18 protein-coding genes and 1 pseudogene are annotated in these 24,240 nt (G+C 53.1%); 17 read left to right on the top strand and 2 right to left on the bottom strand.

What is annotated here, in order from left to right; translation table 11 throughout:
* Window positions 1–22: 22 nt before the first annotated feature.
* The 14 genes from ACO9S2_RS06960 to ACO9S2_RS06895 all read left to right on the top strand — a co-directional run bounded on the left by ACO9S2_RS06960 (window position 23) and on the right by ACO9S2_RS06895 (window position 18,035).
* Window positions 23–310, top strand: a complete 288-nt coding sequence (locus ACO9S2_RS06960) for a DUF4258 domain-containing protein (RefSeq protein WP_423721230.1) — start codon at window positions 23–25, stop codon at window positions 308–310.
* A complete protein-coding gene (locus ACO9S2_RS06955; protein ID WP_423721229.1) occupies window positions 307–534 on the top strand; it encodes a type II toxin-antitoxin system MqsA family antitoxin in 228 nt (75 codons plus the stop codon). The genes ACO9S2_RS06960 and ACO9S2_RS06955 overlap by 4 nt, the downstream gene beginning before the upstream one ends.
* A gap of 282 nt (window positions 535–816) precedes the next feature.
* Window positions 817–1,134, top strand: coding sequence for a helix-turn-helix domain-containing protein (locus tag ACO9S2_RS06950; protein WP_423721228.1), 318 nt, complete (start codon window positions 817–819; stop codon window positions 1,132–1,134).
* Between the two features lie 522 nt (window positions 1,135–1,656).
* A complete protein-coding gene (locus ACO9S2_RS06945; RefSeq protein ID WP_423721227.1) occupies window positions 1,657–1,917 on the top strand; it encodes a DUF4160 domain-containing protein in 261 nt (86 codons plus the stop codon).
* Between the two features lie 4 nt (window positions 1,918–1,921).
* Window positions 1,922–2,203, top strand: a complete 282-nt coding sequence (locus tag ACO9S2_RS06940) for a DUF2442 domain-containing protein (protein WP_423721226.1) — start codon at window positions 1,922–1,924, stop codon at window positions 2,201–2,203.
* 519 nt (window positions 2,204–2,722) lie between these two features.
* Window positions 2,723–5,572: an SNF2-related protein gene (locus ACO9S2_RS06935; RefSeq protein ID WP_423721225.1), complete on the top strand. Its 2,850-nt coding sequence runs from the start codon at window positions 2,723–2,725 to the stop codon at window positions 5,570–5,572.
* A gap of 14 nt (window positions 5,573–5,586) precedes the next feature.
* On the top strand, window positions 5,587–6,891 hold the full coding sequence (locus tag ACO9S2_RS06930; RefSeq protein ID WP_423721224.1) for a DUF2130 domain-containing protein: 1,305 nt from the start codon (window positions 5,587–5,589) through the stop codon (window positions 6,889–6,891).
* 9 nt (window positions 6,892–6,900) lie between these two features.
* Complete coding sequence (locus tag ACO9S2_RS06925; protein ID WP_423721223.1) at window positions 6,901–9,531, top strand: AAA family ATPase; 2,631 nt, start codon at window positions 6,901–6,903, stop codon at window positions 9,529–9,531.
* A gap of 175 nt (window positions 9,532–9,706) precedes the next feature.
* Complete coding sequence (locus tag ACO9S2_RS06920; RefSeq protein ID WP_423721221.1) at window positions 9,707–11,374, top strand: ATP-dependent nuclease; 1,668 nt, start codon at window positions 9,707–9,709, stop codon at window positions 11,372–11,374.
* Window positions 11,371–12,996 (top strand): site-specific DNA-methyltransferase, encoded by a 1,626-nt coding sequence (locus tag ACO9S2_RS06915; RefSeq protein WP_423721220.1) that lies wholly within the window; start codon window positions 11,371–11,373, stop codon window positions 12,994–12,996. Before ACO9S2_RS06920 ends, ACO9S2_RS06915 begins: the two co-directional genes overlap by 4 nt.
* Window positions 12,993–15,680, top strand: coding sequence for a DEAD/DEAH box helicase family protein (locus tag ACO9S2_RS06910; RefSeq protein ID WP_423721219.1), 2,688 nt, complete (start codon window positions 12,993–12,995; stop codon window positions 15,678–15,680). Before ACO9S2_RS06915 ends, ACO9S2_RS06910 begins: the two co-directional genes overlap by 4 nt.
* A 27-nt stretch (window positions 15,681–15,707) precedes the next feature.
* Window positions 15,708–16,694, top strand: a complete 987-nt coding sequence (locus tag ACO9S2_RS06905) for a hypothetical protein (protein ID WP_423721218.1) — start codon at window positions 15,708–15,710, stop codon at window positions 16,692–16,694.
* A 45-nt stretch (window positions 16,695–16,739) separates the two neighbouring features.
* Entirely contained in the window at window positions 16,740–17,417 is a 678-nt protein-coding gene (locus tag ACO9S2_RS06900) for a hypothetical protein (RefSeq protein WP_423721217.1), read from the top strand.
* A 267-nt stretch (window positions 17,418–17,684) separates the two neighbouring features.
* Window positions 17,685–18,035 (top strand): hypothetical protein, encoded by a 351-nt coding sequence (locus ACO9S2_RS06895; protein WP_423721216.1) that lies wholly within the window; start codon window positions 17,685–17,687, stop codon window positions 18,033–18,035.
* A gap of 119 nt (window positions 18,036–18,154) precedes the next feature.
* Here the strand turns inward: ACO9S2_RS06895 and ACO9S2_RS06890 are convergent, their stop codons facing one another.
* On the bottom strand, window positions 18,155–18,661 hold the full coding sequence (locus ACO9S2_RS06890; RefSeq protein ID WP_423721215.1) for a tetratricopeptide repeat protein: 507 nt from the start codon (window positions 18,659–18,661) through the stop codon (window positions 18,155–18,157).
* 430 nt (window positions 18,662–19,091) lie between these two features.
* On the opposite strand from ACO9S2_RS06890, the gene ACO9S2_RS06885 reads away from it, so the two are divergent.
* Complete coding sequence (locus ACO9S2_RS06885; protein ID WP_423721214.1) at window positions 19,092–19,430, top strand: hypothetical protein; 339 nt, start codon at window positions 19,092–19,094, stop codon at window positions 19,428–19,430.
* Between the two features lie 348 nt (window positions 19,431–19,778).
* Here the strand turns inward: ACO9S2_RS06885 and ACO9S2_RS06880 are convergent, their stop codons facing one another.
* Window positions 19,779–20,885 (bottom strand): HEAT repeat domain-containing protein, encoded by a 1,107-nt coding sequence (locus ACO9S2_RS06880; protein ID WP_423721213.1) that lies wholly within the window; start codon window positions 20,883–20,885, stop codon window positions 19,779–19,781.
* 976 nt (window positions 20,886–21,861) lie between these two features.
* Between ACO9S2_RS06880 and ACO9S2_RS06875 the strand changes: the two are divergent.
* A pseudogene (locus ACO9S2_RS06875) lies at window positions 21,862–21,960 on the top strand (addiction module toxin RelE); the annotation flags it as partial.
* Window positions 21,961–22,308: 348 nt separating this feature from the next.
* Window positions 22,309–24,189 carry a M48 family metalloprotease gene (locus tag ACO9S2_RS06870; protein ID WP_423721212.1) on the top strand — a complete coding sequence of 627 codons (1,881 nt, stop codon included), beginning with the start codon at window positions 22,309–22,311 and terminating at the stop codon, window positions 24,187–24,189.
* The last annotated feature ends 51 nt before the right edge of the window (window positions 24,190–24,240 follow it).

Below are 24,240 nucleotides of genomic sequence, written 5' to 3'. Positions count from 1 at the left end.
GCCTGGCAGGGGGCGCGAGAGCATGAGCCAATTTCGTCTGGTCTTCCGGGTTCACGCCATTCAAAGGATGTTTCAACGAAAGATTAGTCAGGAAGAGGTCAAGCGAGTGGTCGAAGCAGGCGAGACCATTGCGACTTATCCGGCAGACAAGCCCTTTCCCAGTCGCCTCATCTTGGGATGGAACGGGACTCGCCCCATACATGTGGTGGCGGCCGATAATGTGCCGGACCAGGAAACGATCATCGTGACCGTCTATCAGCCGGATGCCGGAGAGTGGGGCGGAGAATTCAAGAAGAGGAGATCTCGATGAATTGTATGATTTGTAAAACCGGGGAAACCCATCCGGGGGCAGCGACAGTCACTCTTGAGCGCGATAACGCCACCGTCGTCATCAAGGGCGTACCGGCACGGGTGTGTGCGAATTGCGGCGAAGAGTACATTGAAGAACTGGTCACGGCGAGTCTCCTCAAGACAGCAGAAGAGGCCGTCCGCGCGGGAGTACAAGTGGACGTGAGGACCTACGCAGCCGCCTAGCGCGATCCGTCGCTCCCTCACGCGTGAGAATCCCTCGGCTCCCATCCTCAACGATCAGCACGTCCTTGCCCCCTCCACAGGCTTCGCGAATCCTTCGCCTCTGCGGCAAGCTGAGCGCCAATCCGTTCGATCCCGATTCGACGAGCAACCAGTTCGGCCGGTATGGCTCGCCCTTCTCGCCAGACTCGCTGAATAACCAATTTGGAGCAGGAAGTCCGATCAGGCCCGATTCGCCGAACAATCCCTATGGGAGAGGGTGGAGGATTGAAGGGAGAGTGAAGCATGACCACTAAAGCGGCGCGGGCGCGCAAGGGGTGGCTGGAGAGCAAACTGGCAAGTCCAAGGTTCCGCAAAGGATTTGACGAGGAAGTGCAGAAGTTGGCCATCGGCGAGCAGCTCTCCCGGCTGCGCCAGGAGGCGGGACTCACTCAGGCACAAGTGGCGCAGCGGGCGAAGACTATGGCCTCTGCCATCAGCCGGTACGAAAACGCGGAGTACGATCGCTACCAACTCCGCACCCTGCAGAGAATCGTCCTGGCCTGCGGAGGGCGACTCGATATTGTCATGGAGCCGGGTCCGAACACTCACCGGGCTGCGTAGGGCCGGATGCCGCGCACGGACTTGTCTGTCTAGAACCTATCTCACAATCTTCCTCCCCTTTATAAGGAGAGGCTAGGAGGGGTAGAGTCCCGGCCGGCAACTCCTGCTCATGTGGGCCGAACATAGCCATGGTGGCCGGTCAGCGCTTCGACCTCCCCTATCCCTCCTTACGAAGGAGGGGAACAGACAGAGCGTCGAGATGCCGGAAGCATGATGTTGAGATAAGTTCTAGTCCGTGTAGTGTATCTGATCTTTCTGGTGAGGTTTCCAGTCCGACCAACCAGACAGACCAGATGAACGAGACAAACCAGGCCAACCATCTCCGCTCCCACCCCTTACGTTTCACCTTTCACGCCTCACATCGAACGTCTTCCATGGCCCCGCGTCTCGCTCAGGACTCAGGACCTCGCCCCCAGCACCCATGACTCAGCACTTCCGAGGAGGCCTCTCTGGAGGGGGCATGATTTATCGCGAGGAACGGGGTAAGCTGCGGCGGCAACGAACGGCAAGGAGAGGTGAAGAATGCCTGAGTTGTGTCGTTTCTTCGGTATCATCATCACGATGTTCTATGATGATCATGCCCCGCCGCATTTTCATGTGCGCTATGGTGAGCACAAGGCTATAATGACAATTGACTCGCTGATGCTCTTGGACGGCCACTTGCCGCCACGGGTGTTGGGGTTAGTTGCCGAGTGGGGGGCACTACATCAGGGCGAGTTGAGAGACGACTGGGCGCTCGCGGAACAGCGAGCCCCGCTCAAGAAGATCAAGCCGCTGGAGTAAGGCCATGCTGAAAGATATCGTGGAAGCCACTGCGCTGGAAGGCTATCATGTCCGCCTTCGATTTGAAGACGGAGTGGTGGGTGAGCTCGATCTCGCAACCATTCTTCGGTTTGAGGGCGTGTTCGCCCCTCTCAAAGACCTCAATCGATTTCGAGAGCTGAGCGTCCATCCGGACCTGGGCACCATCTTTTGGCCGAACGGAGCCGACCTCGATCCCGCTGTCCTTTATGCCCGTGTGACAGGAACGCCGATCCCGACATACGAAATCAAGGCAGGCAGTCGCTAACGATCACGAGTCCTGTCTTCCGTCGATCGTCTCTCGAGTTTGTCTGGTCTTTCTGGTTTCTCTGGTGGGGGTTCCGATTCGGCCAACCAGATAGACTAATCAGACAAGATAGACCAGACAGACATTCCCCGATCCGGCCAACCAGATAGACGAGTCAATCCAGATAGACTAGCCCTCCGCCTCGCTCCAGGCTGAAGACCTGGGCAACCTCAGCGCCAATCCGTTCGATCCGGATTCGACGAGCAACCAGTTCGGCCGCTACGGCTCGCCCTTCTCACCGGAGTCGCTGCACAATCCCTACGGGGCAGGAAGTCCGTCCCGACCCGATTCGCCGAACAATCCTTATAAGAGGGGGTTGAGGATTGAAGGGGGGGAAGTGAGGTGATGGTGCGTGGCCGGAAGCGTTCATGGAGCTGGTAGTTCTACCAGGAAAAGGCTCTATGTGACGGAATGCGAAAGATCTCTTCTCCAAAAGTCGGGGTGATTTCTCATTAGAAAACGGGTATTCTTCCGCGGTAGATGATCACCCCGTACCACACCAAATTCTTCGCTCATGAACTCACCAAGCGCTGCCCGTCAGACAGCATTGAAAAGCTCGCAAGCGCTTTAGTGGATGCGCAGGTAGACCTCAATCCACACCAAATCGAAGCCGCGTTGTTTGCCTTCCGATCGCCTCTCTCAAAAGGCGCCCTCTTGGCAGACGAAGTTGGTCTTGGAAAAACTATCGAAGCCGGACTCGTGCTGTCACAGAAGTGGGCGGAGCGAAAGCGACGCATCCTGGTCATTACTCCATCCAACCTCCGCAAGCAGTGGCACCAGGAACTTCTGGAGAAGTTCTTCCTGCCCTGCTGCATTCTAGAGACGAAGTCCTACAATGATATGGTCCGTCAAGGCCATGTCCGGCCGTTCGAGTGCGACGACATCATCATCTGCTCCTACCAGTTTGCCCGTACCAAGGCTGCAGAGATCAGCCTCATGCGCTGGGACCTCGTGGTGATCGACGAAGCCCATCGCTTACGGAACGTGTATAAGCCGACGAACGTCATTGCCAACACCATCAAGCACGCCCTCAAGGACGCACCGAAGCTGCTTCTTACTGCTACGCCGCTGCAGAATTCGTTGCTCGAACTGTATGGGCTCGTCAGTGTGGTGGACGACCGCATCTTCGGCGACCTCAAGAGCTTCAAAGAGCAGTTTGCGAACCTGCACAATCAAGCCACATTCGAAACCCTGAAGGCCCGTCTGCAGCCGCTCTGCAAGCGCACGCTTCGCCGTCAGGTGTTGCCCTATGTGCGCTATACCAAGCGCTTACCGATGATGCAGCCCTTTACGCCGGCTGAAAATGAAGATCGGCTCTATCATCTCGTGTCCGATTATCTCCGTCGGGACAACCTGCAAGCGCTCCCATCGAGCCAGCGCTCCCTGATGACGCTCGTCCTCCGCAAGCTGTTGGCCTCGTCTTCGTTTGCAATCGCCGGAGCGCTGGACTCAATGAGCTCGCGCCTCCGTGAACGTCTCAGGCTCGCCGATGGGCCAAACCCACTTGAGGAAGCCCTGGAGGAGGACTTTGAGACACTCGATGAGCTGGCGGAGGAGTGGGACGAGGAAGAAGCCGCCTCGAAAGTGCTCACCGAGGCGGACCGCAGAGCCATCCAACAGGAAATCGACGATCTCGAAGGTTTCCGCAAGCTGGCGGTGTCGATCACTCATAATGCGAAAGGCCAAGCGCTCCTCACCGCGCTGCGCACTGCCTTTGGCAAAGCAGAAGAATTAGGCGCGGCACAAAAGGCCATCATCTTTACTGAATCACGCCGCACCCAGGAATATCTTCTCCGAGTTCTGGCCGATAGCCCCTGGAAAGACCACATCGTTCTCTTTAATGGCTCGAACAACGACCCCCGATCGAAAGAGATCTACCAAGAATGGCTCCAGCGCCATCAAGGAACGGATCGAATCACCGGGTCACGTTCAGCCGACCTGCGCTCGGCGATCGTGGATTACTTCAAGGAACAGGGCCAGATCATGATCGCCACGGAGGCGGGGTCCGAGGGAATCAACCTTCAGTTCTGCTCGCTCGTCGTGAACTATGATCTCCCATGGAACCCCCAGCGGATCGAGCAGCGCATCGGCCGCTGCCACCGGTATGGGCAAAAGCACGACGTCGTCGTGGTGAACTTCCTCAATCAGAACAACGAAGCCGATCAGCACGTCTTTCGGCTGCTCTCTGAGAAATTCCTGTTGTTTGAAGGCGTCTTTGGGGCGAGCGACGAAGTGCTGGGCGCGATTGAATCCGGGGTGGATTTCGAAAAGCGGATTAACGACATCTATCAGCGCTGCCGCACCCCACAAGAGATCAAGACCTCGTTTGAACAGCTCCAAGGAGAGCTTGGCACCCAGATCGACGAAGCCATGACTCGTGCGCGCCAGCTCCTGTTTGAACACTTCGATGATGAGGTCCGGGAAAAGCTGCGTGTGAGCGACGAAAGCTCACGGCTGTATCTCAATCGATATGAGCGCATCCTGATGCAACTCACACGCTTTGAGCTACGCGATCATGCAGACTTCCTTTCAGACACCTCGTTCCGACTCAACACCTGTCCATTCAGAGGAGAGATCCCGCTGGGGCTCTACGAATTACCTCGTCGAACTGGAGAAGCACATCTCTATCGCTTGGCGCATCCACTTGCAGAGCATGTGCTGGAGCAAGCAAAGGCCCGCCGGCTCAACCCGGCAGAACTGACCTTTGAGTATGGAAAACACGACGGCAAAGTCAGTGTGGTGGAGCCGCTTATCGGCAAGTCTGGAGTCCTGACCCTCTCTTTGTTCACCGTAGAAGCGCTTGATCAAGCCGAAGACTACCTCATTTCAACGGGGGTGACCGACAGTGGCGAGGTGTTGGACGAGGAAGCCGTTCGCCGCCTGTTCTCTCTGCCTGCCACAGTCACTCAGCCGGCAAGCTCATTTGTTGAGCCTCCAACGCTCAGTAAGCGGACGGAAGAACGTCAGGACGCCATTCGACGACACATCTCGGAGCGCAATGCCGAATTCTTTGAGATCGAAGCCGACAAGCTGGATGCCTGGGCCGATGATTTGAAAGTGGGTTTAGAGCGAGAGATTAAGGAATTCGACCGGCAGATCAAAGAAGCCCGGAAAGCAGCCGTGGCAGCGCTCACTCTGGAAGAGAAGCTTGCCGGTCAAAAGCAGATCAAGGCGATCGAATCCGAGCGAGGAAAGCGCCGCAGAGCGTTGTTTGATGCCCAAGACGAGATCGACCGTCGGCGCGGTCAGCTCATCTCAGAAATTGAGGGCAAGCTTCAACAAAAGGTAAGCTCCCAGCAGCTATTTTCAGTTCGCTGGCAGGTACGGTAAGGACGAGGACGGCTATGAACGAACCCACCATCATCTGTCCCAACTGTAAGACCGAGATCAAACTCACGGAGTCTCTCGCCGCTCCATTGATCGAATCCACACGCCGCGAATACCAAAAGCAACTGGCTCAGAAAGATGCCGATGTCGCGAAACGCGATGCTGCATTGCGCGAGCGGGAAGAAGCGCTTTCCAAAGCACAGCAGACAGTCGATGACCAGGTGGCAGAAAAGCTCAAGCTGGAGCGTGGCAAGATCGCGGTTGAAGAAGCGAAGAAAGCGAAGCTGGTTCTTCAAACAGATATTGACCAAAAGACGCAGGCCCTTGCCGATCTCCAAGAAGTCATCAATCAGCAGAATGTCAAACTGACCGAGGCGCAGAAAGCCCAAGCCGATCTTCTTCGCAAACAACGCGAGCTCGACGACGCCAAGCGTGAATTGGAGCTGACAGTTGAAAAGCGGGTCCAAGAGGGACTCGCGACCACCCGGGAACAGGCCAAGAAAGAAGCCGAGGAAGGACTGAAGCTCAAGGTCATGGAAGCAGAGCAAACGATCTCTTCCATGCAGAAGCAGATCGAGGAGTTGAAGCGAAAGGCTGAGCAGGGCTCGCAACAGCTCCAAGGGGAAGTTCAGGAATTAGAACTAGAGGCTCTGCTGCGTGCGAAGTTTCCACGGGATACGATCGAGCCTGTCCCCAAAGGAGAGCATGGCGGTGATGCGCTACAGCATGTTGTCGGGCCGAGCGGACAACGATGTGGGACGATCATCTGGGAATCGAAGCGAACCAAGAACTGGAGCGACGGCTGGCTGGCTAAGCTTCGTGAAGATCAGCGATCTGCCAAAGCTGAGATTGCCGTGATCGTGAGCCAATCGCTCCCCAAAGAAATAGAAACATTCGGGTTGGTCGAGAACGTCTGGGTCACACATACTAAAACAGTACTTCCAGTTGCCCTCACGCTTCGCCACACGCTCATCGAAGTCGCTTCAGCCCGCCAAGCGTCCGAGGGGCAGCAGACGAAAACAGAAATGGTCTATCAATATCTGACCGGACCTCGCTTCCGTCATCGGGTCGAGGCAATTGTCGAGGCGTTCTCCTCTATGCAGGAGGATCTCGATAAAGAGAAGAAGGCCATCATCAAACAGTGGGCCAAGCGTGAAGAACAAATTGATCGGGTGATGCAGGCAACGGCAGGGATGTATGGAGACCTGCAGGGAATTGCAGGAAAGACGATACAGGAAATCGAGGGGCTAGAATTACCTGCTCTGAATCCACCTGCCTCTCATCCGACCGACGCAGATGATCGAATTGGTAATGAGGGATAGCGCGCAATTATGTCACTACTGACTGATATTCTTGTTTGGTCTAGCGCAAACCTCTTGCCTTGGCAGCGCGATGCCCTTCGACGCTTATTTCAATATCAAGAATGCAGCTCGCAAGACATTGATGACTTGTATGCAACGCTCAAGTCTGCCCGAGGATTGCCTGACCCCCAAAATCGCCAGCCAAGTCCACTCGCAGCAGAACATCTTCCTGTACAGTCTGCCGGTCCCGGCGTTGTGGTTCTTAATGCCCTTCGAGAGTTAAAGAACGTCAATAGAATTGCAGATGGCGAGAAACTCACCTTCGGACCTAAAGGGATCACAATAATCTACGGCGGCAACGGTTCAGGAAAGTCTGGGTACTCTCGTGTGCTAAAGCGAGCTTGTCGTGCGCGTGACGTTTCGGAAACCATCCATGCCGATGCGAGTGATCCGCAGTCCAGTGGGAAAGTCCCGGAAGCAATTTTCGACGTTACGGTGGGCACAGTCCAGAAATCGCTTAACTGGAAACGCGATAGCCCAGCTCCTGAGGAGCTTTCAACGATAGCTGTGTTTGATGGACGATGTGCTCGTGAATACCTGGACGAGCAGGATGTTGCCTACCTTCCCTATGGTCTCGACATATTAGAAAATCTCGGACAAAAGGTTCTGCCCGAACTATTGCGCCGATTGAACAGCGAAATCGAATCGACAAACACGGACGTTGCTCCTTTTGCTGATCTAATAGGAGACACATCGGTTGGGAAGGTAATCGCATCTCTGAGCGACACTACAAATAGCGAGCTGGTTAAGAAACTGGCAACTCTCACAAAATCAGAAACGAACCGACTAAACGAGCTAGAAAAGACCTTGGCGGAAAATGATCCGAAGGCCAAGGCAAAAGGATTGCTGCTCTCAGCCCAGCGCATCGATGGTCTCGTTTCTCGCATTGACTCAAGCCTTCCCTACGTCGATGAAGCGGCAGCCCAGAAGCTCAAAGCATGCGATAGCGAGACAGAAGCTGCGATTAAGGCTGAAGTTCTTGCTGCGGAGAATCTTCGAGCCGGGGAACCCTTACTGCCAGGGACAGGTGATCTGGCGTGGAAGACTCTCTTCGAGGCGGCGCGTAGTTTCTCCCTGGACTCCGCCTACCCGAGTGAAGCCTTTCCACATGTGTGCTCAGGGGCGAAGTGTCTGTTGTGCCAGCAGCCGCTGAACGAAGATGCGGCGAATCGCATGCAACGTTTTGACGGCTTCCTGAAGCAAGAGACCGCCAAGGTGGCTACGGACAAGCGCCAGCAGCGCATGTTAGCTGACCAGAGACTTGCCAAAGCCTCTCTTGCTTTCGGATTGGATGAACCGCTTATCGAAGAACTCAAGCAATTGGATCTGGCCGTGCTTCAGAGTGTCCAGGCTTTTGAGAAGCAGGTTGAGGCACGAAGAACATGGCTTCGGGGCTCTCTTAATACACATAATTGGGATAGCCCTTACCCATTGGATTTGGACCCACGGCCAAGGCTGAGAGAGATTTCCAAGACATTGCGTGATCAGTCTGGGGATCTAGAGAATGCGAGTGATCAAAATATCAGGAAGTCCTTCGAGGCTGAACGTGCTGAACTTCGTGCTCGAGTGAGTCTGTCCCCCCGATCTGAAGCCGTGCAAGATCTCATCCGTAGAATGAAGGTCAAGGCAACGTTGCTTAAGTGTAAAGATGATCTGAAAACGAAAGCGATTTCAGATAAAGCAAAGGAATTTGCGAGTCAAGCAGTCACAGCCGCACTGAAGACAGCACTCGATAAGGAATTTGAAGTTTTGGGAGTCGGGCATATAAAGACCAAGCTCATCGAGCGTGTTGAGAAAGGGAAGATGAAACACAAGTTAGTGTTAGCACTTCCCCTTACCACCAAATTGGATGAAATCCTGAGCGAAGGAGAACAGAGGGCGATTGCAATTGGCTCTTTCTTAGCCGAATTGCACTTGGCTGGTCACGGTGGTGGGATTGTGTTTGATGACCCAGTTTCCTCGCTTGATCATCACCGACGGCTGCGAGTGGCGCGTCGCCTTGTCGATGAAGCTAAGCAGCGTCAGGTTATTGTGCTGACACACGAGACTGTATTTTTGTGTGAATTGCTTGATGCAATCGAGCAACAGAACATTGACTACCAAATGCACCATCTTGAATGGGCAAACGACCACCCGGGCCATGTCATTGAAGGTCTCCCTTGGGAGCATATGGACTATAAGGACCGGCTAAATAAGTTGGAAGAGGAGCACAAGCAATTAGAACAAAGTTGGCCGGCCTACCCCAACGAGGAAGAACGCTCAAGAATGCGAAGGCAATACAGTCGCTTACGTGCCACCATTGAGCGCATTATTCAGGACGTTGTGTTTAATGGAGTCTTGCACCGCTACCGGGACAGAATCAGCATTGATCGACTTAAGCAAGTAGTGGGCTTTACAGAAGCTGAGCTTAAAGAAATTGAAAGGCTTTATAAAGCGTGTTGCGAGGCAATAGATTCTCACGACGCTTCTTCTATAAAGAATGAATCTGTCCCTACAGCCAAGCAGCTGGGACAAGATATTAGAGACGTGAGAGCACTTGCGAAAGCAGTCAAAGACAGGGGTAAGAAAGCACCTGTGACCAACGCCGGAGCATCATCCTAGACATGGCCAGCAACCGTACAAAACTCGAACTCACTTGGATTGGAAAAGAGAATCGGCCGAAGCTGGAGCCACGGATTCTGCTGGAGGACCGCGAGAAGTCCTACCACGCATCGCACGGTGTCACCAACCATGATCTACTGGTTAACCGGCTTACTCTGAAGTGAAGATATCTCGTGTGCAAATACAAAACTTTCGAGCTCATAAGAGCACTGAATTGGAGTTCGCCGACCATCACGTTTTAGTTGGCGAAAACGGATCGGGCAAGACGGCCATTCTTGAAGCCATAAATTACGCCACATCTACTTACTATCTTTCATCTCGATTAGATGAGCAGGATTTCAATAATGCCGATGCAGACGCCATAAAGATCAGGGTCGAGTTTGACAAGCCCTTCGCCGTCAAAGTTCCAGATGGCTATACTCACCAGACCCTTCTTGCTCAATCGGTAGAGTTAAATGTCAAACGCCGTGAGAAGGCAGCGCCCAGTAAGGCCTTTTCTGATCCTTTTGTTGTTTCCCATCTCTGTTCTCCGATTACCTATCAGAAGAAGCAGGAGATCAACGAACTTACCCTCCCAGAGAGTATGTCATTGGATGATTTGCCTTTATATGTTGTTGAGACAGACCAAGGGTTTTCAGTTGGGAGAAAGTCTGGAACTCCGATGAACCTGCGACGAGATAGCGTTTCACTCGCCAACGATCTAGTAGGGTTCCCCAATGTCTTCTATTTTGATCGACACCGAGAACGAGAGACAAAAGTGGGCTTCAATTCTCTTTTCAGTAAGATCGCCAAGGATCTCAATTGGCGCTACCGCAAGGATTGGTTTCAAGAGCAAGCAAAAGAGAAATGGGATGCTTACTACGAAAGCGTAATCAATGTCGTTGAAGACCCAAAGAAGAGCAAAATTCTTAGCCCTTTGAGAAAGCAGTTAAGCGAGTTCCTTGGGGAGGGCTTTGAGTCATTGGAAATATCTCTGCTCAACATTGAACAGCCTTTTGCTAAAGGTTTTTTGTCATTCCGGGAAGGGTCGAACCAGGTAGATTTGGAGGGTGCAGGATCTGGGATTTCCATGCTTGTCGCTCTCATGCTCCTTGAGCAAGTCAGTGAACGCGCCGGAGATGATTTGATTCTGTTGATCGATGAACCGGAACTTCACCTTCACCCCCAACTACAACTGAAACTTGCCAATCACCTGAGTCAATCATCTGCACAAACGATCATGACCACTCATTCTCCCTTGTTCATTGACCTGGGGAACTGGAAAAGTATCTCGCGGATGACCTGGAAGGATCAGTATCCCAAGAAGGAGAAACTCGCGGTAAAGCTCGGATCAAAGACTATTGCTGAACACCTCAACGATATACCCAAGTATGGGTACCATCAAACAGCGTTCACCTCGAACGATAGCGATATTTTCTTTGCCCGGAAGGTGCTTCTTGTGGAGGGACCGGTTGAGAAATACGGGTTGCCCAAGTTGGCCGCAGTATTAGGGAAACAGTTCGATCAACTATCAATCATAAGTTGCGATGGAAAAGAGAAGATTCCCCATTACGCAACGATCTGTCACGCCTTTGCAATACCGGCTTTCGTCTTGTTTGATTTAGACGGTATATGTGAAGCGGAGGCTGAGAACGCAAGAGTTCGTGAGGCTGCAGGAGATTTTCCTGTGCAGCATTTCAAATCATCATTTGAGGGCTTGTTGGGTGTAGGTAAGGATGTTAAACACAAGGCGAGCAAGGCTCTCAAGAAGATCGATGAGATGCAGGTAAAAGATGCCATTCCCAAAGAAATTCAGTCCGTCATTACTTCAATCGTAAAATGGTCGAACGAACAAGGGTCATGACAAACCGAAAGCAGAAACTCGAACTCACCTGGATTGGGAAAGAGAATCGGCCGAAGCTGGAGCCGCGTATTCTGCTGGAAGACCGTGAGAAGTCCTATCACGCCTCGCACCGGATCACCGACCAGGACTTATTCGACAATCGTCTCATCTTCGGTGACAACTTGCTTGCACTCAAAGCGCTAGAACAGGAATTCGCCGGCAAGATCAAGTGTATTTACATCGATCCACCTTACAACACAGGCAGTGCTTTCGAGCATTACGACGATGGTATTGAACATTCCGTCTGGCTAGGCATGATGCGGGACCGTTTAGAGTTACTACATCGGTTATTGAGCAAGCAGGGATCGTTGTGGGTGACCCTTGATGACAATGAAGCGCATTACTTTAAAGTTATATGCGATGAAATATTTGGTCGAAATAACTTTGTCGCAGACATTACGTGGCAAAAGAAGCACGCGCCAGGGAACAATGAAAAGGGAATATCCTCCGATTGTGATCACATCCTTGTATGGGCTTCAGATATCGAACAATGGCAGTGGAATTTGCTACCTCGAACCGAAAAGCAAGACCAGTTGTATAAGAACGCGGACAATGACCCGCGTGGACCTTGGCAGCCCGACAATCTCACTCGTGCAGAGTTTAGAGAAAGAGACTTCTACGCCATAACCACGCCATCAGGGCGGCAGGTCTTCCCCCCGACCGGTAGAAGCTGGAGCAGGCCGCCAGGGGAAATTGAACGATTGAGGAAGGATAATAGGCTTTGGTTCGGCCCAACAGGCAACGCGGGACCACGGCTAAAGCGGTTTCTTTCGGAAGTTCAATCGGGTGTTGTCGCGCGCACTACTTGGCTAAGAGAAGATGTTGGCAGTAACGACGAGGCAAAGAAGGAAGCAAAAGAATTTAACAGCAAAGAAATCTTTGGTACCCCCAAACCTGAACGACTCATTCAACGGATACTTACCATCGCAACTAACCCTGCTGACCTAATCCTTGATTCCTTCGCTGGCTCCGGCACAACTGGAGCTGTTGCCCACAAGATGGGCCGACGCTGGATCATGGTGGAGTTGGGCGAGCATTGCGACACGCACATCATCCCGCGGCTCAAGAAAGTCATTGATGGTGAGGATAAGGGTGGCGTCACGGAGGCTGTCGGCTGGAAAGGTGGCGGTGGATTTCGGTACTACCATCTCGCGCCATCGTTGCTTGAGAAAGACAAGTGGGGCAACTGGGTTGTCAATAAAGCCTACAATCCAGCGATGCTGGCTCAGGCGGTCTGTAAGCTGGAAGGTTTCATCTATGCGCCAAGTGATTCCATCTATTGGCAGCAGGGACATTCCACTGAGCGTGATTTCATCTATGTCACAACTCAGAACCTGAGCCACGACCAGCTACAGGCATTGAGCGATGAAGTCGGCGAAGAACGGTCGCTCCTAGTGCTGTGCCCTGCTTTCCGAGGCAAGCCCGATAAGTATCCCAATCTCACGATCAAGAAAATTCCCAAGACCGTGCTCACCCGCTGTGAATGGGGCCATGACGATTACAGCCTGAAGATCGAGAATTTGCCCAAAGCCCCGATTCCGCCTGGCCAAATGGAACTGCTCGACGAAGAGGCGAAATCATGAATCGACAGGTCAACGCCATAGCCGGCCGCCTCAGCCTGCGCCCGCCGCAACGGCACTCATTGGAAATTCTCGATCGCGTCACGGAGATCGTGCCTCCTAAGAAGGGAGCGGACATTGCGGCTGCGTTGGCTGCGATCAAGAGTGAGTATCAGACCGTCACTGACTTTGAACGGGAGTTCCCTTCCCTGTGCTTTGCCTTGGCCACGGGCGTTGGCAAGACCCGGCTCATGGGTGCCTTCATCAGCTACTTACACCTCGCGCATGGCATTAACCACTTCTTTGTCCTGGCGCCGAACCTGACCATCTACAACAAGTTGATAGCCGACTTCACTCCGAACACTCCGAAGTACGTCTTTACCGGGATCGCCGAGTTTGCGACCGAGCCGCCAACGATCATCACGGGAGACAATTACGAGTCTGGTGTGGCTGCTCGTCTTACCTCCTTGCCTGGCTTTGGGCAAGAGGTCCACATCAACATCTTCAATATCTCGAAGATCAACTCGGAAGTCCGAGGCGGCAAAGCGCCACGGATTAAGCGCCTGTCTGAGTACATTGGCCAGAGTTACTTCGAGTATTTGGCGGGTCTCGACGATCTCGTGTTGCTCATGGACGAATCCCACCGCTATCGGGCGTCGGCCGGTGTGCGGGCCATTAACGAACTCAAGCCAGTGCTTGGATTGGAGCTCACGGCTACTCCGTTTGTGGAGTCCCCCAAAGGCCCAGTGCCATTTAAGAACGTGATCTATGACTACTCGCTGGCCAAAGCGATGGCCGATGGATTTGTCAAAGAACCGGCCGTCGTCACCCAGAAGAATTTCAACCCTAGCCAGTTCAATGCCGCTCAGCTGGAGCAAATCAAGCTGGAAGATGGCGTGCGTCTTCACGAGAACACAAAAGTTGAACTAGAAACCTACGCGAGGCAGACAGGACAACGCGTAGTGAAACCCTTCATGCTTATTATTGCCCGCGAGACGACGCACGCAGGGCAGCTGATGCAGATGATTCAGTCCCCTCAGTTCTTTGAAGGCCGGTATAAGGACAAAGTTATTCAGGTAGATTCCAGCAAGACCGGTGCAGAAGAAGACGAGATGGTCCAGCGCCTTCTTGCTGTCGAAAGCCCGGACGAGCCCACTGAGATCGTGATTCACGTAAACATGTTGAAGGAAGGGTGGGACGTCACAAACCTTTACACCATTGTCCCGCTGCGAGCCGCTAACGCGAGAACCCTTATCGAGCAATCTATCGGACGCGGTCTCCGGCTTCCCTATGGCAAGCGGACTGGGGTCAGTACCGTGGACCGCCTGAACATCGTGGCCCACGACCGGTTCCAGGAAATCATCGATGAAGCCAACAAGCCCGGCTCCATGATCCGCCTGGCGCAGGTAATTCTCGACCCGGCGACAGATCTGCAAAAGATGCGAACAGTGGTCGCTCAATCAAAGATTGAGGAACAGTTGCACGGGGCCTCCCTCACTGGTCCTGCTGGTGGGCCACCGCAAGCCACTCCTATCTTTTCAGGAGAGGTCGAGCGAGGGATCGCGCAGGCGGCGTACAAGGTCATCCAGAAATACGAGAATCTGCCGTCTTCGAATGACCTTTTAAAACCAGAGATTCAGGCACAGATTGTTGAAGAGGTGAAACAATCCGTGACGCCAAGTCAGCAGGCCCTACCGGGCATGGCCGCGGTCCCGAGCATCGCGGAGGTTGTCGCTAAAACGGCGCAACTGGTCGTGCGGCAATCGATCGATATCCCAAGGATTCTCGTTGTCCCACGGGGTGAGATGACTACCGGCTTTCATGCCTTTACCTTGGACTGTTCAAATATCCACTATCAGCCGGTTGAACGGGATCTACTGATCCAGCACCTTCGGACCCATGAGCAGGAGACTTTGACTTATGGTGGACGGATGCAGCCAGAGCAACGGCTTGAAGATTATCTAGTCCGGGGACTCGTTGATTTTGATGACATCAGCTACGACGAGCACTCCGATTTGCTCTATAACCTTGCCGGTCAATTGGTCAGACACCTTCGCTCCTATCTCTCCGAAGAGGATGCGAGGAACGTCCTCATCTACCATCAGAAACAGCTCGCGGCTTTCGTTCATGCTCAGATGCAGGAGCATCATTGGGAAAAGGCTACGGGTTACGATGTCGTAGTGAGTAAGGGGTTCACTGACCTGAAGCCCAGTGCTTATACAGCAAGAAATGGTGAAGCAGTCCAGGACTTTCGTCAGACCGTCGAGGATCGGAGCCGGATCTCACAGATGCTCTTTGGTGGATTTCAGCGCGGCCTCTATTCCGTCCAGAAGTTTGACTCTGACACCGAGCGGAGGCTGGCCATTATCCTAGACCGCGACTCCCAAAAGTGGTTCCGGCCGGCATCAGGACAATTCCAGATTTCCTATAAGCAAGGAGTCTCGCAGCACGACTACCAGCCGGACTTTGTGGCTGAGACAGCAGACTGCATCTACATGCTTGAGCCCAAAGCCAAAAACGAGATGACCTCGCCGGATGTGCTCGCCAAGAAAGAGGCTGCCGTCACCTGGTGTACCCGCGCGACCACCCACGCCCTCAGCAATGGCGGCAAGTCCTGGAAGTATGCGCTTATCCCCCATGACGTGATTGCGGAGAATATGACTTTGTCGCGACTCGTTGCTCAGTTTGGAGCAGAAACGTCTTCATAAAGGATGCAAATGGGGGCCATGCATTAAATGCCGTTCTTATTGTCAGCAGGAAAGAAGTTTACGCTTTTTGGTTTCGAGTCAGAGACGGAATTTGAGCGTGCTGTAGTCGAAAACAGCAAGTATCTGTTTGGTCCTGAAGCCATTTACATAGATATTAAGAAGCGTGTCGGATTAAAGGATTCGTACCACAAAGGAATTCCCGACGCTTTCCTGATCGACTTTTCCAATCCAAAGTCGCCGACGTTATATTTTGTCGAGAATGAACTCCTGGCCCACGATATTTATTCCCACATAGTTGAGCAAGTAGGACGATTCATGGGTGCAGGGGCATCCTCCGGGCCGCGGACAAGAGATATGCTCCTAAAGCACATAAAAGGCGACAGCCGCTTGCGCAAGGCCATTGAAGCTAAGCTCCAGAAGACACCATTTGCCAATCTGGAAGAACTCATGATCTCCCTCACAGAAAAGGGAGAAATAAGAGTGGTGGTGGCCGTAGATGATGAGGACGCTGAACTGAATCAAGCTCTGACGATTTTTCGGACCCCTCCTGACCGAGTTGTGTTAAGGCGGTTCCTCTTGGGAACCAGTGTTATTTATGAATGTGAGCCTATGGGTGGAGAAGTTGAACAGATCGAGGGTTCGAAGGTTAGCAATGAAGATTTTGATACTGTAGTTTGCGCCGCGTTCGATGACGGATTTCAGCGAGCGTATGTCAAGAGTAACGCTTGGTGGGCAATTAGGTTATCTCAAAAGGCCAGGGAGAAAATTAGGTACCTTGCCATTTACCAGAAAAGTCCAATCAAAGAGATTCAGCACGTAGCTGAAATTAAACGGATTGAACCCTACAAAGACTCTGGCAAGTTCATTGTGTACCTTGGTAAGAAAATGAAAATCCGACCTATCCCCCTAGACAAAGCTCGTAAGGGTACAGCGCCTCAGAGCCCAAGATTCACAACGTTTGAAAAACTGAAGAGGGCTAAGACAATTAGTCAGCTCTGGAACATGGAGATATAGTCGGCTGCGTAACGGTCTGGGGCTCATTGCTAGAAAGGGGCATCTATGGCTTCTTCTCCCGATGGGAACATCGCTTTTAAAGTTACCTGGGTTTATGGAACCCATGGCCCATTCAGCTCCCCATGCACTTCTCGAGGTCGAGAAATCAACGTTGTTGAAAATCCAAGAGTGTGGTGCAGTCAGCAGGATTGTCCTTGCGCGGAAATTTATCATCAGCATGGCAACGCTGGGGATTACTGGCAGTACCACAACCAAAACAACTTTGATGAGTGGCCGTGCTATGACGCCATGGCTTTTTCGAGATGGCAGTTCGGCGCAGGGATTTATCATCAGGGCGCCAACATGGGTAAAGCCATTCCAGTAAAGCACTGGAAGCAAGGCAAATTTGCATTTCTCACCTCACGTGAGCCGGATAAGCCCGAAGCGGAGCGACGCATCATTGGTGCCTTCTCCGTTGATCATATGACGCAACACCCAGAGTGGGGAAACGTTCTGCACGCTGGCTCAGTTAGGCTCAGGGCCGCTAACTTTCATCAGGCACCTCTTTATTGGAAATATCATTCTCAGGCTGTAGGCCCTCGTTGGAATACGGGGCTATTCAGGTACATACCTGACAAGGAAGCTCAGGTCATGCTTAAAGCGCTCAAGAGAGCATCTTCGGCATCACAATCAGTAGCAGGCTTTGGTTCCGCATCAGAGGGGGGATTTGATGGCAACGACTAAGGGCATGACGGATAAACTGAAGAAGCAGGTGAAGTCTGCAAATATGAAACGAGCGAATGCATTCAGCCAAAAGGCTAAGCTTGATAAGAAGAATAGCGGGAAATAAATTGCCGGTTGAACGAGGGAAATGTACCGGGAGACTTTCCTTGAGCGCCGTTTGTGCCGTGCTTCAGTCGGAGGAGTAGCCTGGTACTAACTAGAGCTGCTAGTTTAGTCTTGGGTGCTGAGTAGAGATAAGCCGTGCACGGTTGAGCCCGGAGGCTCTCGATGTGGATCCTGGTTCTGGTTGCCTTGCTCCTTGTCGTCACTCCCTCCTTTGCCGAACAAAGCTTCTCTGAGAAGTACGAGCGCGACTACAATATCTTCAATCCGGCCAGTCAGTATGCGCCGGACAATCCGCTGAATCCCGCGCAGGCCTTCGCGCCGGATAATCCCTTCAACCCGGCGAACCGCTTTGATCCCGGCAATCCGGTCAATCCAACGAATCGCTACGCGCCCGACAATCCATTCAATCCCGTCAATGAATACCATCCAGACAATCCCCTGAATCCTTCCAATCGCTACAATCCCGACACCCCCTTCGCTCCGCTCAACCGCTCGCGGGAGAACAAAAGGTGACAGGCTACTTATTCGGAGTTCATTCTTCAGTGAACGAAAGAAGCGTTCCACCGGGGTGTTGTTGGAGCAATTGCCGTTCCGACTCATGCTCATGCCCACCACGCAGCGTCCCCACTCGTTTATGAAGTCATAGACTTCTTCGGAGTGCTCGATGGCTTCGAATCAATCTTCGGGGTCATGCCACCGATCGCCTTGCGGGCGAGCTCAGCCTCGGCCCCGTCCGGATACTGGTCGAGCACCCGGTTGAACATCAGGCGTGCTTTCGTCAAATCGCCGAGCTTTGAATAGGTCTGACCGATCTTGAACGTCGATGCAGCCAGTTTAGGACTCACCGCGTTATACGAGCCGACGTTGGAGAAGGAGTCGAGGGCCTCTTTGTAGCGGCCCAGCCTGTATTGGCATTCGCCGATCCAATATTGCGCGTTCGTCGCTAATGCGGATGTACGATGTAATGCAATGAAGAACCTGAACCCGGCCAGTGCTGCTTCATAGTCTCCATGCTGAAATTCTTCCATCACCCGGTCATACAAGTGACGTGACGTGTCTTGCACCGGGGGAGCGGCAACCGACGGTGCTGAGAACCCCAACAGGGAGATGACGAAAACCATCCAAGCCAGTGTCGTCATAGTGTCTCCTGTCCTTTTGCGGTTTCCATCTTTTAAGCGCATGCAACTCCTGTAGGTCACGCTGATTCTCTCAGGAGCTACGTAGCAAGCGAAGTACCACGAATGACGGATGGCTGAAGTAGCTGATAAGTCGGGCTCTGAAGCACGGTATGACACAATGTCCGGGGGCCTGGTATGCCCTGAATGACACGGATGCAGTCGCAAAAAGAGCACGCCTCATGGAAAAATGCCACAGCAAAATGAGAGAAGAGGCCGGGAGTCTTTTCTTGAGCATTGGTTGTGCCGCATTTCAGGCGGGGGAGTAGGTTGTTCCTAAGAAGTGTGGGTGCTCCTGGGAAGTGCTGAGTTCATAGTCCTGAGTCCTGCACGGAAGTGCTGAGTCCTGAGTGCCGAGTTTCAGAATTGGTAAAATTGAGTCTGGAGGCTCTCGATGTGGATTCTGGTTCTGATTGCCTTGCTCTCCGCTGTCACTCCTTCCTTTGCTGAGCCAAACTTCTCTGAGAAGTACGAGCGCGATTACAATATCTTCAATCCGGCCAGTAAGTATGCGCCGGACAATCCGCTCAATCCCGCGCAGGCCTTCGCGCCGGATAATCCCTTCAACCCGGTCAACCGTTTTGATCCCGGCAATCCGGTCAACCCGACGAATCGCTACGCGCCCGACAATCCCTTCAATCCCGCCAACAAGTACCATCCGGACAATCCCCTGAACCCCGCCAACCGCTACAATCCCACCACGCCCTTCGCCCCGCTCAACCGCTCGCGGTGACAGCCGCTCACTCGCGGCTGTGATTCGGACCGGGATGAGACCGTGAACAAGATGGGGTCAGGTCTGCAATCGCACATGCTGAGGGATACACTCCCGTGCCATGGCCCGTCCGCTGCGACTGGAATGTCCCGGCGCGGTGTACCACGTCACTAGTCGGGGCAATGCCCGGCAGCACGAGTTCATTCACAACCATCAGAACTGGACCCAGGCAGCACAGGAGTTAACTTCGTTGGCTGGGGTGTCACGAATGGGGCAAGGTCATCGGCGACTGATCGAACTGGAGGCGATTCATCCGCCTACGTTGGTATCGCTCAAACCCAGAGCAACGCAAATAGAGGTAACCTACGATCAACCGACGGGAGGACATGAGTCATAAGAGCTATGATCTGCCGTTGCCCACCATGATTTCCAAGCCGTCTTATCCGAGAATTGTTTCTCGGTGAGACGATTCAACATGATGAGTGATATCTCTCTGATCGCTTCTTTCTCTGCCTCCAACCCCCCTTCTAACACTGAGACCACGCAGGTATTTTTCACGAGGTTTCTAGCCAGAAAGAAGGCGGCTGCCCACCGGTGTCCCTTCGTGAGGGTAGGGTCCGATTTGGTTAAGATGCCCAGTAAATACAAATGCTCTTGCGCTCTGCGTGAAGAGTCGCACGAGAGATTCCATGAGGCACGGATACGGAGAAACCAGTCAGGATGCTTAGTCTTGATTTGTTCTAGCTGGTTACGAGTGGCTTGCTCGCACAAACGTCCAAGAGTAAAGGCACCCAATTCTTGCTCAATGGGTTCTTGGCTCGACAAGAGCTTTGTCATCTTCTCTCTTAGATTGACCGAATGGACATTCATTGCGGTGATTCGCTCAATGACTTGGACGCGATCTATCCACTCTGGACTAGACTTGTACCGATTGATAAGGATATTGGTGATATCCCCAACCTGGACTGTCGGTGGCTTACCGTCTTTCGTCATCACGACTACACTGTCGCCCTGTGTCAGGCTAACCTGATGTTCATTCACCACTTCATGTCCATCTCTGGAAATGGATATATTGTACGTGCCTTCAGTGAGCCCAGCTGTAGCCGGGAATTCAAACACTCCATCTGCTTCTGTTATCGCCGTTTTCAAGCTGCTTGCGGGCTCAAGGTTCACTTGCAGGCTTAATGGCTGTACATCGGACCAGGCCCCCATCATGACCAGCCCTTGGACAGACATCACCTTGTTGGACTCAACGGATCTAGGGATGAGGAACCAGAGAGTGAAGACTATCGCGGCGGTGAACCCACAAAGCCATCGATCCCATATTGAGAGTGGGCCCACATAGAACTCCTTCAACCTAAGCGGAGCGCCACCCAATATTCCGGTCACGAGCAACGCAACAGATACAAGCAGGACATAAATTTGTACGGACTCAAGAGTTTTAAGCGCATTCCATAACCATGTGACGATGTCCATGATGCCCTCCCTTCTAAGCCTTCACGTGAAATGTTCAGGCATGGTTGGGCGTCCCCCTCGTGTCCCGAAAAACTATTCCAAACGCATACCCGTGCATTCATGTAAGCAGTTCGGATAGGGCCCCGCTGTCTTTGGAGATTCTGATCCCATGACGTCCCGCCACATAGCCGCATAACAGGCGGCATATACCAAGTTCAGTTGCCCACATCGGTCCATCTCACTGAAACGGTTACGCCTCGAGCGGGTCGATGCCAACCGTCACATCTCTTCTTTGGAAACCTCACACACACCGGGCGGCTTGTTGTTCGCGACCTCCGATTCAATTCGCTGAGAAGCCTCGATTCAAACTATGCCTTCTGCAGATCCATGATCAGCATATGCTTCGGAAGGGCCTTGGAGTATTTGACCGGAATAACGAGCACGCTCAACATCTACAGGGCCCAACCGGTGTCTGCGCCATAGCAGAGAGCATTGGAGAAAACGTACTCCCGCGGGACGACCTCTGTAATCCTGGATGGTGGTCGATGCACAGAACGCTTTGTTGGGAACATTCTTCTGGTGGAAGAACATGAGTACCTATTAGGCGATTGAGGGTGCAGAGGTGTAGTCCTCTTATTGATCGAGACATCCTGTACATTCTCTTGACCATATCTGGTTAGTTCGCAATCCTCGGGCCATATTCCGTCAGCCTTTCTGTAATTGGAACTTACGTGTGTCAGGATAAGTAAATGCAGGCTTTGGTGGCGCTTGCAGTAAGGTTGATCAGTTGAGATCTAGGCAATTTAGAAATCCGAAAGTGGGATCGAATCGGATACTCGTAGGATTGGATTGGATCCACCCATGGACCTAAAAGAGAAAAAGGTACCGGGAATCTGTTCTTTCGCGCCGCTTGTAGGGGGTAGGGGGAGTCCTGAGTCCTGGAACAAGACGGGGTAAGGTCTGCAATCGCACATGCTGAGGGCTAGACTCCCGTGCCATGGTGCGTCCGCTGCGACTGGAATTTCCCGGCGCGGTGTACCACGTCACCAGTCGGGGCAATGCCCGGCAGGCCATCGTCGCGGACGATCAAGGCCGATCCAAGGCAGGAAAAGAAAGGGGTGGGGCTGAGCTAGCCCGGTCGAGTTTCACATCACCAAATTCGCCTCAATCGTTCGCCCCTCTCAGAGTATTGAATCGATTCCGATTCTCTGCGTTGACGATCTGATTCATCACTACAACTAGTTCCCCACATCTTCCTAGGTATTCGAAGTAGTTACGAGCGTCTGCCTTTGGCACACCTGTTGCCTTACCTTATCTCAGTCTGTCCCGTGAGTCTGGAGGAGGGAAGCGGCCATGTCTGCCAATTGGTCCATGACTGCTAGTTGGTGGACGCTCTTTGGCATGGCCATTATGTCGCTGTGGGGGCGTCGGCAGAACTTTTAGGATGACGGACGCTGTTACGGGTTCTACCACGATGACTACCACCGAACGACGTCAGCGGTTTGAGTTGCTCATTCATCAAGCTGAACAGGGCATGGCCTTGGCTCCACGTCTCTATCGAGTCAAGTTGCTGGCACTGGCGCTTCTCGGCTATGTGGTCCTATTTGGGATGGTGACTCTGTTGCTGGCCATCGGCACGTTCTTGGTTTGGGGGGTATTTGCCGCACATATCGGGTGGGTCCTTCTCAAGTTCAAGTTCCTCCTCCCATTTCTGATCCTGCCTTATGTCATGTTACGGGCGCTGTGGGTCCGGATGGTGGACCCGCCAGGTTACGAACTCTACTCGAACCAGCATCCCAAGCTGTTTGCGGAGGTCGAGGCGCTTCGTCAACAGATCAAGGCACCAAGAATCCACCGAGTCATCCTCACGAATGACTTTAATGCCAGCATCGCCCAAATCCCTCGCCTCGGCGTCTTTGGCTGGCCGCGAAATACATTGGTCATCGGGCTTCAGCTATTACTTGGACTGTCGAGCGAAGAGGCGCGGGCTGTCCTCGCACACGAAATGGGTCATTTGTCAGGCCAGCATGGGTGGTTCGCCGCATGGATTTACCGAGTCCGGGTAGCCTGGTGGAGGATCATGGCGGCGTTCAATCAAGCCCAGCATTGGGCTACCCGAGGTCTTGCCGGATTCTTCGATTGGTACGCTCCGTACTTCAACGCATACAGTTTCGCGCTTGCGCGCACGAATGAATATCATGCTGACGCCATCGCCGCGCAGCTCACATCGCGTGATGTTGTTGCAACGGCACTTGTGAATTCCAGCATGCAACCCATCTTGATTGACCGCTATTACTGGAAGTCACTGATGGCTCGTGCAGAACATGAGCCGACCCCTCCAGCAGATCCCGTGAGCGGCCTGGAGCGATTTCGCGCTACTGAGTCGGCCTGGGAAGAAGTGTTCAAAGAAGCCATGGCCCAGGAGACAGGGTATGGAGATGTTCATCCCGCGCTGCGTGACCGGGTGAAGGCGATTCAGGGACATCCTCAGACGGCCAATGGGGTGCTTACCGATACCGCAGCCCGTGAATGGCTCGGAAAGAAGCTGGACTCGATCCTTCGGGACTTTGATCAAGTGTGGGTTAAAGAGAACGCCGCTCCGTGGAAGAACCTCTATGACCAGGTCGGAGGGGCACGGACCAAGTTAGCATCCTTGCGGGCGAAACCCCCGGAACTCTTAACGAAAGAGGAACGATGGAATCTCGCTGCATTGACTGAGGGGCTCGATCCCGCAACAGATCCGCTACCGCTCTATCGCAAGTACGACACCATGTTCCCCCATGAGCCGATGGCACTCCTGGCCATCGGGAGACTGCTGCTTCAGCGCGATGATCCGAGCGGGCTGGCATATCTTGAAAAGCCAGCTCTCGACCCCGATACAGGGCCACTTGCTTGCCACGTTGCCTATAGCTATTCGGTGCGCAAGCAAGACGACAATCTGGCTGATTTGTGGAGGCGTCGCGCTGAACGGCACGTTGATGTCCAGGCTCAGATTCAATGTGAATGCCAAACTCTGCCTCTCAAGGAAGACTTGGTCCCTCCGGTCTTAGAAAGGGAAGCCATCGATCGACTGCGCGCCCAGCTACAACAAATCCAAGACCTCAATGCGGCCTGGATTTGCCAAAGAAGGCTGCGATCTGCACCAACTCTTCGTTTCTATTTCCTGGTCGCTGAGCCCAAGGGGATGATTGTGAAGGGAAACGAGCTGTTGGGTCGCCTGGCGCAAACTGTTCAGTATCCCGGACAGACCTTTGTCCTGTTGACCTGCGGACCTCAGAAAGATCTTGCTCGAGAGGTTAGGGCCGTAGGAACAAGAATATTCTAAAGGGGAGAAAAAGCGGGTTGCTTTCGCCTCCGATAAGGGTCGAATCAAAGG

The organism is Nitrospira sp. NS4 (assembly GCF_049546785.1).
Lineage (GTDB): Bacteria > Nitrospirota > Nitrospiria > Nitrospirales > Nitrospiraceae > Nitrospira_D.
The sequence above is the reverse complement of the archived record's forward strand: the minus strand, read 5'-3'. Positions and strand labels throughout refer to the sequence as shown.